At 39.8% G+C, this 18,103-nt stretch carries 14 protein-coding genes; 11 read left to right on the top strand and 3 right to left on the bottom strand.

From position 1 onward, the window contains the following. Window positions 1–229: 229 nt before the first annotated feature. Entirely contained in the window at window positions 230–1,117 is an 888-nt protein-coding gene (locus tag G3O08_RS07945; RefSeq protein ID WP_163284655.1) for a class I SAM-dependent methyltransferase, read from the bottom strand. 1,532 nt (window positions 1,118–2,649) lie between these two features. Here G3O08_RS07945 and tnpA point away from each other — a divergent pair. Next, on the top strand, window positions 2,650–3,111 hold the full coding sequence (gene tnpA, locus G3O08_RS07940; protein ID WP_163284653.1) for an IS200/IS605 family transposase: 462 nt from the start codon (window positions 2,650–2,652) through the stop codon (window positions 3,109–3,111). 1,794 nt (window positions 3,112–4,905) lie between these two features. Here the strand turns inward: tnpA and G3O08_RS07935 are convergent. Beyond that, a complete protein-coding gene (locus G3O08_RS07935; RefSeq protein WP_163284651.1) occupies window positions 4,906–8,028 on the bottom strand; it encodes a PKD domain-containing protein in 3,123 nt (1,040 codons plus the stop codon). A gap of 145 nt (window positions 8,029–8,173) precedes the next feature. Here G3O08_RS07935 and G3O08_RS07930 point away from each other — a divergent pair, with 145 nt between their 5' ends. The 10 genes from G3O08_RS07930 to G3O08_RS07885 all read left to right on the top strand — a co-directional run bounded on the left by G3O08_RS07930 (window position 8,174) and on the right by G3O08_RS07885 (window position 17,141). Next, on the top strand, window positions 8,174–8,869 hold the full coding sequence (locus G3O08_RS07930; protein WP_163284649.1) for a hypothetical protein: 696 nt from the start codon (window positions 8,174–8,176) through the stop codon (window positions 8,867–8,869). Next, window positions 8,866–9,774, top strand: coding sequence for a hypothetical protein (locus G3O08_RS07925; protein ID WP_163284647.1), 909 nt, complete (start codon window positions 8,866–8,868; stop codon window positions 9,772–9,774). The genes G3O08_RS07930 and G3O08_RS07925 overlap by 4 nt, the downstream gene beginning before the upstream one ends. Further along, complete coding sequence (locus tag G3O08_RS07920) at window positions 9,775–10,593, top strand: ABC transporter permease (protein ID WP_163284645.1); 819 nt, start codon at window positions 9,775–9,777, stop codon at window positions 10,591–10,593. It begins immediately after the preceding gene. A 125-nt stretch (window positions 10,594–10,718) separates the two neighbouring features. After that, a complete protein-coding gene (locus G3O08_RS07915) occupies window positions 10,719–11,438 on the top strand; it encodes an FkbM family methyltransferase (protein ID WP_163284643.1) in 720 nt (239 codons plus the stop codon). Window positions 11,439–11,475: 37 nt separating this feature from the next. After that, window positions 11,476–12,690 (top strand): ABC transporter ATP-binding protein, encoded by a 1,215-nt coding sequence (locus tag G3O08_RS07910; protein ID WP_163284641.1) that lies wholly within the window; start codon window positions 11,476–11,478, stop codon window positions 12,688–12,690. After that, window positions 12,687–13,526 carry an FkbM family methyltransferase gene (locus G3O08_RS07905; protein WP_163284639.1) on the top strand — a complete coding sequence of 280 codons (840 nt, stop codon included), beginning with the start codon at window positions 12,687–12,689 and terminating at the stop codon, window positions 13,524–13,526. Before G3O08_RS07910 ends, G3O08_RS07905 begins: the two co-directional genes overlap by 4 nt. Beyond that, window positions 13,527–14,144, top strand: coding sequence for a class I SAM-dependent methyltransferase (locus G3O08_RS07900; protein WP_163284637.1), 618 nt, complete (start codon window positions 13,527–13,529; stop codon window positions 14,142–14,144). It begins immediately after the preceding gene. 45 nt (window positions 14,145–14,189) lie between these two features. After that, entirely contained in the window at window positions 14,190–15,200 is a 1,011-nt protein-coding gene (locus tag G3O08_RS07895; protein WP_163284635.1) for a glycosyltransferase family 61 protein, read from the top strand. 1 nt (window position 15,201) lies between these two features. Then, the gene (locus tag G3O08_RS07890) at window positions 15,202–16,143 is read left to right on the top strand and encodes an NAD-dependent epimerase/dehydratase family protein (RefSeq protein WP_163284633.1); all 942 of its coding nucleotides are present in this window, start codon (window positions 15,202–15,204) and stop codon (window positions 16,141–16,143) included. Window positions 16,144–16,148: 5 nt separating this feature from the next. Next, the gene (locus tag G3O08_RS07885; protein WP_204336814.1) at window positions 16,149–17,141 is read left to right on the top strand and encodes a glycosyltransferase family 2 protein; all 993 of its coding nucleotides are present in this window, start codon (window positions 16,149–16,151) and stop codon (window positions 17,139–17,141) included. On the opposite strand, the gene G3O08_RS07880 is transcribed toward G3O08_RS07885, so the two are convergent. Continuing rightward, entirely contained in the window at window positions 17,106–18,035 is a 930-nt protein-coding gene (locus tag G3O08_RS07880) for a glycosyltransferase family A protein (protein WP_163284629.1), read from the bottom strand. The two genes, G3O08_RS07885 and G3O08_RS07880, sit on opposite strands and share 36 nt — an antisense overlap. Between the last annotated feature and the right edge of the window lie 68 nt (window positions 18,036–18,103).

The raw sequence follows: 18,103 nt of genomic DNA, 5'->3' as shown, positions 1-18,103 counted from the left end.
TACTTGCAAACACATAAAGCGCAAAGACCTCAAATCTCGGATCAAGCAGAATGCATGAGGAGAGAAATACCTTATCAGCAAATCAGCACATTTCGACCCATCTCGGCTTCGCATTTCGACAAGCTCAATAACCACTCGATAACCACCGCTCAACTTAGTGAAACGCTCTCAGGATCGAAGTGACTCCGTATGGACGCAGCGAAGCAAGTAATGCATCGCATCGGCATATCTAACCCTTCACCCCCACAGCAACCAAAGTATCCGAATAATCCTTATCAACAAGCATTTCGGCGTAAGCCTTATCAAGCGCATCGGTACTCAGGTCATTCCATTTAATATGTCCGCCGGGTTTTTCACGTGCCAACCAATGCAAATGATTTGCAAAACGATACCGCTGAAAACCATCAACCACAACATCTTTAAAACCAACAAATTGAAGCAGTTTTTCAATACTCTCCCGCGTATGTAAAATCAAGTGCTCACTCCAAAAGGTAAATTTCTTAAATGACTCCAAGTCTAGAAATGAAAGTAAAAAATCGCGCGCATGAGGCACTTCAATTATCACCTTACCACCCGGCTTCAGTTTTTCATACACCTTTTTTAATTCTTCAATGGGATCTATAAAATGCTCCAAAACATGAAAAAGAGTAAATACATCTACTGAATTATCATCGAGTTCGGCAATCGAACCACGCACATCGTATCCCAGATCGGTTAGGCATTTACGCGCATGGATTTGCGGTTCCACGGCACCCACCTTTTTGGCATTACCGCCAGCGATATCTAAAACACCACCTAGCCCGGTTCCAATATCTACCCAATACTTCCCGGCTATCTCATCCGCAAACTGCATTGCTCGTCTGGTATCATCTTCCAATGTCGTTTCCAGCGACTGCTCTCTGCTTCCCTTTCCCCAGTATTCCAAATCAGACATCTCTTCATAATGATTCATATGCATATGATCTGACCGCGAAAGAAAAATCACACCTGACTCTTCACATTTCATAACCCCAACATCTTCTCTATCGCGCACTCTGGGAAAATATTCGCGGACACGCTCAGGATCAACAACCCCAATCTTCACCAAATCATCCTGTATTTTATTTCCTTGACTCATATTCCTAATTCCAAAAATTTTTCGAAATATAAGTAATGCTTTGCTGCCCAAAGGCACGGGTAGCTAATTTATCTTCACCACCCCACATATCCGGACACCAATCAATCTCCTCCACCCACTTGTACAAATCTTGTGATCATTGAGGCTCTCGAATGTGGTCATTGAGGCTCTTGAAGTGACGTTGTGCCTGATGAAATGGGTAATAACTGTCGTGCCTACAGCACTTCGGAGAATTGTGCTTTATTTATCCACGGGCTAAAGCCCGTGGCTACAATAACGATCGTGCCTACAGCACTGCATCGTTATTTAGCCTTAATAAATTCTAAAGATTTCATTTAGAAAACGAATGATGGACAACTATCACAAAACGCCTAACACCTTCTGCACAAACTCTATCCACGTATCAGTCCCGTAGGGACGGGAGTTATTGTAGCCTTGGGTTTATTCACTTCGTTCACCCTTCGGGCTCCCGTTGGTCGTGAGGACGCTGCGCTTAGTTTAACCCAAGGACCACATATAACGGTATTTATCAAAGTGCCGTAGGTACGACCGTTTTTACGCTTATTGACAGAGCAAAATATTGATTTTGATCCGAAGTATTTATTTGAATCATTGCAATGAACGCGGCTTCTTTTGGGCGTTGTGCCTTATGAAATGGGTAATAACTGTCGTGCCTACAGCACTGTGGAGAATTGTGCTTTATTTATCCACGGGCTAAAGCCCGTGGCTACAATAACGATCGTGCCTACAGCACTGCATCGTTATTTAACTTAGTAAATTGTAGAGATTTCATTCAGAAAACGCTCGAAGGAGAAATATCGCAAAACACCTAACACCCCCTACACAAAACCTATCCACGTATCAGTCCCGTAGGGACGGCAGTTATTGTAGCCTTGGGCTTATTCACTTCGTTCACCCTTCGGGCTCCCGTTGGTCGTGAGGACGCTGCGCTTAGTTTAGCCCAAGGACTACAAATAACAGCTTTTATTAAAGTGCCGTAGGTACGACCGTTTTTACGCTTATTGACAGAGCAAAATGTTGATTTTGATCCGAAATATTTATTTGAATCATTGCAATGAACGCGGGTTCATTTGGACGTTGAGCCTGATGAAATGGGTAATAACTGTCGTGCCTACAGCACTTCGGAGAATTGTGCTTTATTTATCCACGGGTTAAAACCCGTGGCTACAATAACGATCGTGCCTACAGCACTGCATCGTTATTTAGCCTTAATAAATTCTAAAGATTTCATTTAGAAAACGAATGATGGACAACTATCACAAAACGCCTAACACCTTCTACACAAACTCTATCCACGTATCAGTCCCGTAGGGACGGCAGTTATTGTAGCCTTGGGCTTTAGCCCAAGGACTACATATAACGGTATTTATCAAAGTGCCGCAGGTACGACCGTTTTTACCCCGTTTCGTCCACCCTTCAAACATCATCTCATCATCACATCATCATTTCATCAAATACCCAACAAAAAATAAAAACCGTATTTTTGGATATCAATCAAAACCCTTAACAAAATGGCCAATGCATTCTCCAAACAATACGTCCACGCAATATTTGCTGTGAAATACAGAAAATCCACTTTCAGTCCCGAAATCAAACCAACCGCTTTCGCGATAATAGCCCAACAAGTAAAAGACACCGGCTGCGATAGCCTTATCGTAAATGGGGTTGAAGACCATGTTCATTGTTTATTCAGTATTCCACCCAAATTCTCAACCTCCGAAATCCTTCAAAAGATAAAAGGGAATTCATCCAAAGATTTTAATAAGCTGGAGATGTTTGACACTCCATTCAGATGGCAAACCGGCTACGGGGCTTTCTCCCAGTCATACAGAGAATTGGATATGATTTACAAATACATCGAAAATCAGGAAGCGCATCATAGAACGGAATCGTTTCCCGATGAGTTTTTACGCTTATTGACAGAGCAAAATATTGATTTTGATCCGAAATATTTATTTGAATCATTGCAATGAACGCGGCTTCTTTTGGGCGTTGTGCCTGATGAAACGGGTAATAACTGTCGTGCCTACAGCACTTCGGAGAATTGTGTGTCATTTATCCACGGGCTAAAGCCCGTGGCTACAATAACGATCGTGCCTACAGCACTGCATCGTTATTTAACTTAGTAAATTGTAGAGATTTCATTTAGAGAACGAATGATGGACAACTATCACAAAACGCCTAACACCCCCTACACAAAACCTATCCACGTATCAGTCCCGTAGGGACGGAAGTTATTGTAGCCTTGGGCTTTAGCCCAAGGACTACATATAACGGTATTTATCAAAGTGCCGTAGGTACGACCGTTTTTACGCTTATTGACAGAGCATGATATTGATTTTGATCCGAAGTATTTATTTGAATCATTGCAATGAACGCGGGTTCATTTGGACGTTGTGCCTGATGAAATGGGTAATAACTGTCGTGCCTACAGCACTTCGGAGAATTGTGCGTCATTAAACCACGGGCTAAAGCCCGTGGCTACAATAACGATCGTGCCTACAGCACTGCATCGTTATTTAACTTAGTAAATTGTAGAGATTTCATTTAGAAAACGAATGATGGACAACTATCGCAAAACACCTAACACCTTCTGCACAAAACCTATTCACGTATCAGTCCCGTAGGGACGGAAGTTATTGTAGCCTTGGGCTTTAGCCCAAGGACTACATATAACGGTATTTATCAAAGTGCCGCAGGTACGACCGTTTTTACGCTTATTGACAGAGCAAAATATTGATTTTGATCCGAAGTATTTATTTGAATCATTGCAATGAACGCGGGTTCATTTGGGCGTTGAGCCTGATGAAATGGGTAATAACTGTCGTGCCTACAGCACTTTGGAGAATTGTGCTTTATTTATCCACGGGTTAAAACCCGTGGCTACAATAACGATCGTGCCTACAGCACTGCATCGTTATTTAACTTAGTAAATTGTAGAGATTTCATTTAGAAAACGAATGATGGACAACTATCACAAAACGCCTAACACCTTCTGCACAAAACCTATCCACGTATCAGTCCCGTAGGGACGGAAGTTATTGTAGCCTTGGGCTCTAGCCCAAGGACTACATATAACGGTATTTATCAAAGTGCCGTAGGTACGACCGTTTTACGCTTATTGACAGAGCATGATATTGATTTTGATCCGAAGTATTTATTTGAATCATTGCAATGAACGCGGGTTCATTTGGACGTTGGGCCTGATGAAATGGGTAATAACTGTCGTGCCTACAGCACTGTGGAGAATTGTGCGTTATTTATCCACGGGTTAAAACCCGTGGCTACAATAACGATCGTGCCTACAGCACTGCATCGTTATTTAACTTTGTAAATTGTAGAGATTTCATTTAGAAAAGCCTTTAATGAGAAAAATCGCAAAACACCTAACACCCCCTACACAAAACCTATCCACGTATCAGTCCCGTAGGGACGGAAGTTATTGTAGCCTTGGGCTTTAGCCCAAGGACTACAAATAACGGTATTTATCAAAGTGCCGTAGGTACGACCGTTTTTACGCTTCACATCAAATTCTCCATCAGCACATTTCGACAAGCATTTCGACAGGCTCAATAACCACTCAATGCATCGCATGGAACATCCTGTCGACCAGAGTGAGTGCGTGTAACGTAGCGTCAGTAAATTCATCGTCACTATCATCAACTCCGCATCCTATCATCTTGCGGCTTCCGGCTTAAAGCTAAATCAGCCACAAAACCAGAACCGTGAAGCCCCGCCCTCGCGACCCGAGACTCGAGACTCGCGACTTAATTAACGACAACAACCCGCTTAACAACCTCCTCACCCAAGAAACCATACCGAATAAAATAAACCCCTTCAGAGAAACCGGAAAGATCATAATCCTTCAAACTATACCCCTTACCAAGACCATAAGAAAAAGAATCAACCTCCCGCCCCGAAGAATCAGAAATACGCAAAGAAACTCTCCCAGCCGAAGGCAAAACAAACCCCAACTTAACAAACCCCGAAGTAGGATTCGGATACGGATCAATAAAAACAGCCTTCTCCTTCTGCAGCCCGATACAAAGCGAATTATTCTCCAAATCAACCTCAACCAAAGGCTCCAACCCCACCACCATACAAACATAAGGCAGATCGCGTGAAGCCAGATATTCAAAATCTTGCGGAAGCGTAAACTCCTTCACCTCGCCCGGCGCAATCTCAAAATCCATCACCTGATCCGTATTCCCACTCAAACCCAGCTGCACAGCCATCCGAAACTTCCGGATAGCCACATTCCCATTGTTGGAAAGCACAGCCCGCAAAGCCAACCGACTCCCAGAAACCGAATACCGAATATCAACCAATCCCAAATCATACACCGGATTGATCACCGCCACCTCTTGCGCTGTGGTGTCGTTGCAACCCAGACTATTCGTCGCCACCAGCATCACCACATAAACCCCCGAATCGGCAAAAGCCAGCTCCGGCTCCGCATCCGTACTCACCACCTCGCCATTCATCAGCCACACATACCCTTGCGCATCGGTGCTCGTATTCTGGGGCACCACCACAAAGGGCGGCGCAACCTCAGGCACCGGCAAAGTAAACGAAGCCTCGGGCACCCCCAGCACATCCACATTCGCGGAAGCGGAACCCGTACAACCCGCAGCGGTCTCAAAATTTAATTGCACCAAATAACTACCCGCTTCAGCGCCAACCCACACCTGCACACTATCTCCGCCAACTGTGATAGGGCCCTGGCCGTAGCCGAAAGGCAATACCCATTCGCGCGTATCCATAGTGTCTGCCACACCGCCCTGCACCGCCGGCTGGGTTAAATCGGTAAAGAGTACCCCATCGCCCAGGCATCCATCGCTTGTTACAACAGCACCTGTAGGCGCATCGTACACCCGCACTTGTTTAATAATCTTGTCAACACATCCGGCACCGCCAAAGTCATTGCCCGTAGCCGTAAGCTGCACATTATACAGCCCCGCCTGCGCATACACATGGCTGGTATTGGGAAAATTGCTAAAAAACCCGTCGCCAAACTGCCAGTTGTAAAACACCGCCCCCGATTCTGACGTATCCACATCTTCTTCAAACACCGTAGGCATCCCCACACACACCGGGTCAAAACTAAACTCGGCCACAGGGCTGCCCAGCACCACCACACTGCGCATCAGCGAGTCCACACATCCTGCCAGGGTGGTTACAGTAAGCTGGACCGTATTTACACCCAGATTTTCAAAAACCGTAGTCCCCACAATCCCGGTATCGGTACTGCCATTGCCAAACAGCCAGCTATACCCCGTTATGGTGCCATTGCCGGGCACGCCGCTCTGGCTTTCATAAGCTACCTCATTGCCCGCGCAGGGTATCACAGCATCATCATTAAAGCCCACCAGCGGCAGCGGATTCACCACCACCGTATCGCGCCCAGTACCAGAGCATCCATTGGCAAGAAGTACTGTAAGTTCTATAGGGTAGGCGCCCGTTTCCGGGAATGTGTAGGCAACCGTTTGTCCTTGCACGGTGTCCGGACCTTGAGGCCCCTCGAAAGGTCCGAAAACCCATTCCTGATCCACAATCCCACTCCCTTCATCAAAAGTCATATCCGTAAATACCACCGCATTGTTTTCACAAGCCGTGCCGGTATTAAATTCTACAAAAGGTGCCGCCCCCGCAATGTCCACATCTACCGTATCTCTGCCCACACACCCATTGGCATTGGTGGCTTCTACCCAGTATTCGCCGCTTTCCGAAGGCGCTATAAAGGCCGTTTCTTCGCCCGTGCTCCAGGTGTAGGTTTCCGCTTCCGCGAATCCGGAATTTAAATAAAGTTCGTTGCCGAGGCAGAAGACTGGGTGCTCTATGAGTTCCACTTCGGTGGAATAAAAGTCTTCGGTTACGACTAGGGTGTCGCTTTGATAAGTGCAGCCTTCGCTGTCGGTTACGGTTAGGGAATATTCACCACCTTCGGTGATTAGGTAGTTGGGATCTGTACTTCCGTCTTGCCAGGTTACCTCGAAGGATTCTAGGTTTGGGGTGTAGAGGGAATCTGTGTTTGTGCAGAGGTTGAAAGAATTGATGAACGTACCAGGGAAGGTAACAGTGAAGGTATCCGCCTTAGAAGTATTGAAAGTTGTCGTTGCCTGTACAGAATATGTTCCGCTGTTAGAAATGAAAATCGAATCAGATGTTTCTGATGTCGACCAAGTATAATCTAAAAATCCCGAAGCACCAATTTTAACAGGACAGAAATCTGATACATTAATTTCATTAGGAATATCAATCGAAGGGCTATATTTTTCCTGAAGGTAATCGTCAATTGCTTGAATTTCTTCTGGATTCAGGTTATAATCAAATATGATTAATTCAGCAACCCCACCTTTCCAGTTGCGGCCATTGTTGTTTCGATCCCTGCCAATAACCAAAGCCCCCAACTCTAATATATTAGATGGTCTTGACAATCTGGATATCTTCCATTGATCAAAAGGTGAATAATTAGTTCCTATGAAATCATTATGCTGCTGATTTGACGGAGAAAAATAAGTGCCGTAAAAGACTGATGTGCCACCTTGCCCTACAAGCAATAAACTATTTGAGCTACCACCATTCAAAGCTGAAAGAAGGCCTTTGGGACTAGAAAAAGTATTTTCAGCCTGGTCGTATTGCGCCACTATAAATACAGTCCCTATCATAAAAGTATCAGGTACTACTAGAAAATCATCAACCCCATCAAAATAAAGGAAATTTTGATCATTTAAAATCGAGGTCGATTGTTGAATAGGTTGATTTAACGAACTCCCTTGAAATGCATGCCTATCATTCCCTGAGAGATCAAACCATGTAAAACCTTCACTGGCCGCGGCGTAAATACTGTCTGCAGAGTACCATGCCGCAAGACCATCAACAATTGGCATCTGTGAGAAAACATTACAGACCGAAATGATATTAACACAAAAAAATACTAGTAATATTCTTGAATTTCTCAATATCGATAAATGCAAATGAAATGAATTAGGTGTAAGCAAATGTAAAAAACTATTTTTGACAAAAATTCAGAGTATGAGAGCATTATTCGGCGCAATAAAGGATTTGGTTACAAAACGTAAGGAAATTTTTAATATTTGGGGCGGCGCATTCAATGGACAACAACAGAGACAACAGGTTTTCAAAGAAATAATTTCACAATCAATAATCGAATTTATTGTGGAAACTGGCACATTCAAAGGAAATACTACCGCATTTATGCATAATGTCTCGAATCTACCGATACTGTCAGTCGAATTTGATAAGCGAAACTATTATTTCGCCAAATTTCGTTTTATGTCAAATCCCGCAATACGCATTTTTCAAAACGATAGTAGGATTTTTTTGGAAGGAATTAACAAACATCTCAATGTAAATAGACCAACATTGTTTTATTTGGATGCTCACTGGAATGAAGATCTACCTTTAAAAAAAGAAATTCAATTAATATTAGAGAAATTCACTGACCCTATAATAATTATCGACGATTTCAAGGTTCCGCACGACATCGGATTTAAATTCGATAAATACGGAGAAATTGAACTTTCTACAGACTTGATTTCTGAGGATTTAGAGTCTAATAAACTAAATCTTTTTTTTCCCAAAGACAGTAAAAATGAAACTGGAGCTAAACGAGGGTATATTATAGTTTCAGGTAATTCTGATATTACAAAGAGTCTTAGAAATAATCAATACCTTATCGAACATCAGATTAATGATCTTCTATTATGACATATAAAGCAAATGTGCTTATTACGGCATTTGATCGACCTGAATTCTTCCGTCAGGTTCTATATGAAATAGTTCAATATTCTCCTGATATTATTTACATTTCTATAGACCTGTATGATGGAGGAGATAAAATAAAAAAGGAAGAAAACAAATCAATAATTGGTATCGCCTCGTCGTTTAAATTGAAGAATTTAACGATTAAACTTAATATTTTTGAAAAAAATCAGGGTTGCAGGGAAGCAATGCAGCGCGGAATTAATTGGTTTTTCGAAAACGAAAGTCAAGGAATTATAATCGAAGAAGATTGTTTACCAAACCAAGACTTTTTCATCTTTTGTAGTGAGCTTTTGCAATATTATAAGAATGATACAAGGGTGATGCATATAAGTGGTTCAAATTTTCAATCTGGTTATAAAAGAACGAACTTTAGCTATTATGCAACGGCAACTCCTCATATATGGGGATGGGCAACATGGAAAGATGCATGGACCAAGTATGAGAAGTATATAGATTTGGATAATTTGAACAAATTAACTGGTTATATTGAAAATAAAGATTTTCTGGATTATCACAAACGGCTTTTTGAAAAAACCAATAGTGGCGAGATTAACACATGGGATTATCAATGGTTTTATACAATATGGAAAAACAAAGGAATTTGTTTAACACCAAATGTGAATTGTATTTCTAACTTAGGGTTTCATCCGAATGCTCGAAACACAAAAGATATCCATAGCAAATTGTCAAAAATACCAATTAATGTAATGGAATTCCCCTTGCAACACCCCAAGGAATTATTATTAAATGAGACTGCTGACAACTATTATTTTAGAAGACATTTAAAACCCGTTCCATCAATTTTTCAAAGATTTAAATCATTATTAAAAAAGACTATTTCGAATTAAATGGAACAACGCATCACTCCCCCTTCTAAATTCTCACTCGGCTTCGCTGAACTCTGGCAATACCGTGAGCTTTTCTATTTTTTCACTTGGAGGGATATTAAGGTTAAATACAAGCAGACTTTTCTTGGTTTTGCATGGGCAGTGCTGCAACCTTTTATTATGATGGTTATTTTCTCCATTTTCTTTGGCAAAGCACTTAATGTTCCAAGTGATGGAATACCTTATCCTCTTTTTGCGTTCTCGGGCTTAATGCTTTGGAATGTTTTTAGCTCGGGACTTAGCGGGGCGGGAAACTCCATGGTCTCCAATGCAAATATTATTAAGAAAATCTATTTCCCCCGTCTCATTATTCCCATGAGTGCCATACTCGTTGCAGTTTTTGATTTCTTTATGGCTTTTATCGTTTATATTGGTTTAGTGCTTTATTACGATTATTCGCTGAGCATTAAATTGCTCTATCTCCTGCCAATCTCACTTATCCTCACCATAATCGCATCCTTTGGGCCTGGCTCTTTAATAGCTGCTATGAATGTAAAGTACCGCGATTTTCGATACCTATTGCCGTTTATTATTCAGGTAGGACTTTTCGTGACTCCTGTTATTTATCCGATCTCCATGCTTGGCGACAAGCCCTGGCTTACAAAATTACTTGCAGTAAATCCGATGTATGCCCCTATATCTCTTATCAGGAACGCATTGGTTGATAAACCTCTTGATTTAAACATGATTGGAATTAGTGTGGTTTCTGGATTATTGTTTTTGGTGATTGGCATTTATTACTTCCGAAAGACGGAAGGATATTTTGCGGATTTGGCGTAATGAAAAACGATCTCATTAAATTTTTTAATTCCTTTGGTACTGCAAATAGATTCGCTTCTTACTTTAATGTGAATAGAATAAAAAACCGTAATAAGCTACAAGTTCACTCTTAAACAAGGAGGAAAATGATAAAATCCATTTTAAAAAGCACTCTTCAAAGCATGGGCTTGACCGTTTACAAGACGCGTTCCATCTCCGTAGGCAATGATCCATTTATCGATATCAAAAATCATTTTGGTAATATCGAATTATCTACCTTTTTTGATGTGGGAGCCAATACTGGTCAAACTGTATCAAGGATAAAAGCAGAAAAACCTACTTCAACTATTTATGCCTTTGAGCCGATTAAGGATACTTTCGATAAATTATATGCCGCCACCAAACACTTTGCGAAGGTACATTTAGAAAATATCGGTTTTGGTGCGGAAGTTGGAACCTTAACTATTGGCATCGCAAAAAACAGTTTGTGGAATAGTTTCAAAAATCTTCCAAACGTGGAAAACACTATTTCAAATGAAACTGTGACTGTTGAAACCATTGACAACTATCTCTCTAAAAATGACGTGAAGCGGATAAATTTTTTAAAAATAGACGTTGAAGGGTTTGAAATTCCTGTTCTCATTGGAGCAAAAAATACACTCTCTTCTGATAAAATAGATTTTATATATTGCGAGGTGGGTATCAATAAAAATGACAAACATCATACTCCTTTTATCGAAGTTATTCATTTGCTTACTGAATACAATTTTAAATTTGTGGCGTTTTATGATCACTCACTAATAAACACAGATGCACATTACGCAAATGCGCTCTTTTTTAACGCGAATATTTTAACTTACCAGTAAATTTTAGCGAAATTTTCCCGAAGTGCAAGAGACCAAAATGAAACCAATAATTGAAGTAAAGAATATATCGAAGGAATATAGGCGCGGAGCTCAAAAAGAGCAATATCTAAGCTTACGTGATCAGGTTTTTAAATCTTTTAACCCTTCCCGCAAAAAAGAAACCTTCATGGCGCTTGAAGATATTAGTTTTGAAGTGTATCCGGGGGATAGTTTGGCTATTATAGGTAAAAATGGTGCGGGGAAATCTACGCTTCTCAAAATTCTATCAAGAATTACTCCACCAACTAAAGGTGAGATTATTCTAAGAGGTCGGCTGGCTAGTCTTCTAGAAGTGGGAACGGGCTTTCATCCTGAACTTACCGGGCGTGAAAACGTTTTCTTGAATGGTTCAATTCTTGGCTTGGGAAGAGCAGAGATAAATCGACAGTTTGATGCCATAGTCGACTTTTCAGGGGTCGGTCCTTTTTTAGACACTCCCTTAAAACACTACTCAAGCGGAATGCAGCTCAGGCTGGCATTTGCGGTAGCTGCTCATTTGGAACCTGAGATTTTGGTGATTGATGAGGTCTTGGCGGTAGGAGATTCTGCATTTCAGCAAAAGTGCATTGAAAAAATGACCGAAGTGAGCAAAAGTGGAAGAACAATTCTATTCGTCAGCCACAATATGCAAGCGGTACGCAATCTCTGTGAAACCGGTATTCTTCTCGAAAACGGAATAATGAGCCAAAAAGGAAAGATAGACGATATTATCAGTTCTTATCATAACGACCTGATAAAATCTGAATCTGTGACGCGTTTAGACAATATTGAGTCAAGAAAAGGAAAAGGTCACTTGATATTTCAGAAGATACTTATTCCAAATCAAATTAACAAACCGGGAGAAAAAATTAAATTAGGCCTTCAATTAAAAACCATTGTCCCGGGACTATACCAAAATTTGGATTTCGGTGTGGCCATAAAAGACTTCTTAAACAACACATTAATACATGTTTCAAACAAATACATCAGCTACGAGATAGATCATCAAAACGATTCGGATATTTATTGGTTCGAAATAGAAAACGACCTAAAATCAGGAAATTATAGTTTGACGTTGTTTATAAGGGCTTCTGATGAAATTGAAGATTGGATTAGTGATAAGATATTCATAGAAATCGGCGAAGGGAATAGTTATGGATATTCAAACACTGATGAAATTCAAGGAATGATACAACCCGGTTTTAACTTTTACCTGAACTACCATGGAAAATGAACGATAGCGCCGTCAAAATAGCAAGGTTCTTTGGTAAACTTTTAGGTAAAAAAAATGCCACCTCTATAATTACATTTTTGCATAAAGCGGCTGATGCTCCAATTATGTATATCGCCTTAAACCATTATGGTATTCTAAAAGGTACAGATATGAAAAACTCGGGTGAAGAGTTTGCTATCGCGTCTTTGTTTAAGAAGTTTATTGATCCTGACGATATAGTTATTGATATTGGTGCGAATACGGGAGAATATTCTTTGACACTTAGAAAACATTTACCCTTACATCGAATATGGAGTATAGAGCCCAATACAGACACTTTTAATAAGCTGGTCAAAAATGTGGATACCGAATGTTTTAACTTTGCAATCTCTACTATCGAGGGTAAACAGTCCTTTTTTGTTTCTAACGAAAACCCAATATCCACTTTAGGATCACTTTCTAAAAACAGCATTCCAACCAATGAGACTTTAAAAGAAATATCCGTTAATTGCATTACCCTCGAGCGTTTAATTAAAAATGAAAATATCAAATCAATAGGGGTTCTTAAGGTTGATACAGAAGGGTATGATTTCAACGTTCTAAAAAGCGGTGAGGCTTATTTAAAGGATATTAAGTTTATACAATTTGAATTCAATGAATTTCACGTTTATACCAGATCGTTTATAAAAGATTTCCATGATCTTTTAAGCAGCACCCATGCTCTCTTTAGACTTGACACAAATTTTTTACATGATTTGCGCGTTTATGATCCGAAAATGGAAATATTTAGGTTCCAAAATATTCTGGCAGTGCGCAACGATTTAGTTTATGAAATTTCAAAATATATTAAGCGTTAAATGATTCTATTTAAGCAACTAAGAAAGAAGAGGTATATATTCTTAACCCGGAGAAGTTTAAGAAACAATATTGCCATATTGAGTGAAAAGAATAAGCTTAAACTCAATATAGGAAGTGGCATACTTTCTTACCAAGGCTGGACGGACTTGAATTTACCTTTTTTTGATTTGACAAGTGATAAATTATGGGTTTATTTCTTTCAAGGCTCGCCGATCAATAATATTCTATTAGAACATGTTCTGGAACACTTGACTGTAGATGATGTAAGACACTCATTGAAACTGGCAAAAACTTATTTAGTGAAAAACGGTAGAATTCGGATCGCTGTTCCTGACAAAAATCATCCGAATCCGGAGTACATAGAGTATGTGCGCCCTAACGGATCAGGACCTGGAGCAGACGACCACAAATCTTTTTGGAATTATTCTGATTTTCTAAATCTGGCAAAAGAACTTGGCTACAATTACGAACTATTCGAATATTACAAAGAAGACGGAGAACTAATAATGAATGAGTTGGATGAAAAGAATGGAATCGTCACCAGGACTGCTAGAAATCCTTCAAAGGGCTCAATTGAAGATTACAGTTCTTTAATCGTTGATCTAATTGCTCCATGAGTATCAAAATTTAAATACTGTTTATTTATTTCAGGTCAATCTTAAATGAAAAATTTCAAGCTTATAGAAAATTATACAGTTGCCAGGGTCAAACCTGTCAACTACAATTCTGAAGACTTGAATCTATTTCAACATGAATTTCTAAAGAGTTTTAAGAAAGTTGATGGATATAAAATAAAACATGCCTGGATAGACTCAGGTGGAATTATCGCAAATTTCTTTATGGCAATTTACCGTAGTTCACTTGTGAATCTCCGAGTTTCCAAACCATTTCCGTTTCTTCTAAACCATTTCCCCAGAATGGTATTGAAACTACCACAACTAAAACGAAAAAAATATATTTGGATTTCGGAAAGATGGAGTCATGGTTACTTTCATTGGATATGCGATGCACTACCGCGATATTTTATTCTAAACGAGCAGTTGAGCGATCATATCATCTTGTTGCCCAGCCATTATTCAAAGTATAAGTATGTCACAGAATCTTTGGAATTTTTGGGTCTGGAGTATGAATATATCCCAAAAGGCAATAAATTTCTGACGTCCGAAATTCTGTTTTCAGAACCGGTATGTTCTACCGGAAATTTTTACCCACCAATAATGGATAAAATAAGAAATGCTATCCACTCAAAATCCCAATTGAAAAACGGTGGTAAAAGAGTCTATATTAGCAGGAAATTTGCAAAGGTACGGAGGATAAATAACGAGAATGACTGCATTACAATTCTCGAAAAGTTCAATTTTGAAACCATATATTTGGAAAACCTCACTTTCGCTGATCAAATGAAGCTCATGGCAGCAGCGGATGTAATTATCGGAGTTCATGGAGCAGGACTTACAAATATGATAGCTGCACCGGAACATTGCTCTGTAGTTGAAATAAGAGGAGAATGCGATGATAAGAACAACTGTTTTTATTCTCTCGCAAATGCTCTTAATCTTAGTTACTATTATCTTTTGGCTGTGGAAAACCCAACAGAAAGTGATCGCGTGGGGGATGTTGATTTGTCACCCGTTAAATTATTTGAGTTCTTAAATAAATATTTCCCAGTCTAAAATGAGTTTCAATCAAAAGACGATTTTAATTACAGGCGGCCTGGGATTTATAGGTAGCCATCTAACGCGTTCTCTTCTGAAAGAAAAGCTGGCGCGTTTAATTATAATTGATGATCTCTCCAACGCTGATACGAACAATTTAAAAGAATTTGGACATTCTTCAAACTTTCATTTCATAGAACACGACATAGCTAATCCGCTTCCTATTCTGGAATTTAAAGTTGATTATGTATTTAACTTGGCTGCTCTGGTAAGTGTCCCGGATTCTTTTACGAAACCACTGCGCACTCATCAGGTAAATGAAACCGGATTTATTAACGTATTAGAGTTCTGCAAAACACACAAAGTAAAAAAGCTAGTTTATGCATCGTCATGCGCGGTATACGGAGAATCAGATAATCTCCCTCTTCAAGAAGCTGAACTTGTCACCCCAACGTCACCATATGGCCTAACCAAACTAAACAATGAGCGATATGCTAGATTCTTCAACCAGGCTTATGGTCTAAATTCAATAGGACTCCGCTTTTTTAATGTTTTTGGTCCTGGTCAAAAGGCTTCGTCGGCTTATGCAGGAGTAATCTCAATATTTATGGATCGGGCAATCAAAAATCTTCCCATTACAATTTATGGTGATGGCGAGCAGGTTCGTGATTTCGTATTTGTACAAGATATTGTAGATGCATTGGTAGCTTCGGCCAATAGCGATACTGAAATTGATGTTTTTAATGTTGGAACTGGAATACAAACTTCGGTAAATGAATTGTTCCGCGAAATAGCCCAAGTTACCGACTATAAGCAAAAACCAATATACGCGCCGACTCGAATGGGTGATGTATTAATTTCTTTAGCTGATCCATCAAAGCTTGATAAACAAATAAGTTATAAACCCGGTACTACACTTACCAATGGAATTGAAGCGCTCTATAAAAGTATCAGTTCTTAATGACAATGAATACTCTGCCCAAAATATCAATTGTTACACCTTCATTTAATCAAGGACAGTATCTTGAACAAACAATTGATTCGGTGCTTAGTCAGGATTATCCAAATCTTGAATACTTTATCGTCGATGGCGGGAGCACAGATAATTCTAAAGAGATCATCGAAAAATATGCAAAACACCTTACCTGGTGGGTGAGCGAAAAAGACAATGGACAAAGTCATGCAATAAATAAAGGTTTGTCCAGAGCTACCGGTGAAATAATAAACTGGATTAATAGTGATGATTACTACGAACCCGATGCACTGAAAACGGTGGCTAAAGCATTTGAAAATCCGAAGATTACGATGGCCACTTTTCGAGCCAATGTTTTCGGTCTTCAAAATAGAAGAAGCCGTGGCACAGATTTATATCAGGACAATCTTCCAAAAGCCATTGCATACTCCCGCATAGATCAGCCTGAGACATTTTTTCGCAAGTCTGCCATTGACCATATTGGTTTGCTCAATGAAGATCTTCACTACTGCATGGACAAAGAATGGCTAATGAGGTATTTTCTGTTTTTTGGGAATCAAAGGACGATGAGTATTGATTCAACGATTCTAAATTTCAGATACCATGAAGATTCTAAATCCACCTTGCATCAGACAAAATTTGAACAGGAAGCAGATCGAATTTACTTGAGCCTTGCGACAAAACACAATTATGAACCAGCTGTAAATGCAATTAAGGCCATCAATCAAAATAGCTTAGCAGAACTTGAATTCACTCTGAAATTCACCAATAACGAAACGATTCATTACGCTTTGAATTACTACCTTTTCAAAAGGTATTGCGAAAAATATGAAGCCTTAGAATGGAGCGCTTGTTCAAAACTCGCTAAACAAATCAACTTATATTGGCTTGCTCGTATCGATAGGAGTTTTCTTGTTAAACTTGAACGAAAAAGAAAATTACTTCCCACATCAATTATTAAACTCCTCCGCAAAGGGCGTCGGTAACTCATCTTTAAAATACCCCAAATAAGTTCCGGTAAAAAGGATATAGTGAACCACTTTTCTGTAAAGCAAACCATAAGCAGCTTTATTCTCAATTAACCTAAGCAGAGGTAGAAACAGAGTTCCCAATTCCCCTTTTATTTTCTCAGTACCATTAAATTGAACCCCCAAATCTTTGTGCCCGCGTAACGCAGCTATTCTTCTTGTCAGTGCTCCTGTACGATACCGATTAAAAAGTTTATCCGCCTGAATGCGATTCGCCTCGTTTTGAAACACTACCTGATCTTTTACTAAAAACACCTCTATCCCAATACGCTCTAATTTCCGAAACAAAAGTAAGTCCTCAATACCAGCATATGGTATTGAATCGTAGCCGCCAACTTCATCAAGCCATCTTTTCTCGATAGAGAAATACTGACTTGTCAGCCCTTTCTGCTTCGTCAACTTGGGTAGTTCATCATATTTACCTTCGAGCCTGTGCTGGTTAGAATATAAACCTTCATGGAGTACATACTTGCCAAACTTTGTTTCCGGCAGTTCCCGCATCAAATCTTCCGGATACACCCAGTAAAAATTATATGCTTTTTTACTTGATTCTTTATGAAGCTGAAGTGTTTCGAGAATGTGATTTTCAGAAATCAGTATATCATCATCCAGAAACAAAATTAAATCACTTTTAGCGTGTTTCAATCCCTCGTTCCTGGCATTGGATGCCCCTTTTCCATAACTGCGAACCACTTTTAATCTCGGGTTATCTACCTCAACAATTCCATCCGCAGAATCATCAACCAGAATTATCTCTGTTTCTATAGTTTGTGTTGCTAAAAGAACCGCATCCAACGTGCGTGTCAAAATAGCCATATCACCAACAGACGGAATAATAATGGTAAGCTCCATAACGCGAAGTAAAGAATTTAATGGCTTTATTATCTTTAAGCCACAAGAAAACATAGTTTTGCCATCTG

Source organism: Cryomorpha ignava, assembly GCF_010686655.1.
GTDB lineage: Bacteria > Bacteroidota > Bacteroidia > Flavobacteriales_D > Cryomorphaceae > Cryomorpha > Cryomorpha ignava.
The sequence above is the reverse complement of the archived record's forward strand: the minus strand, read 5'-3'. Positions and strand labels throughout refer to the sequence as shown.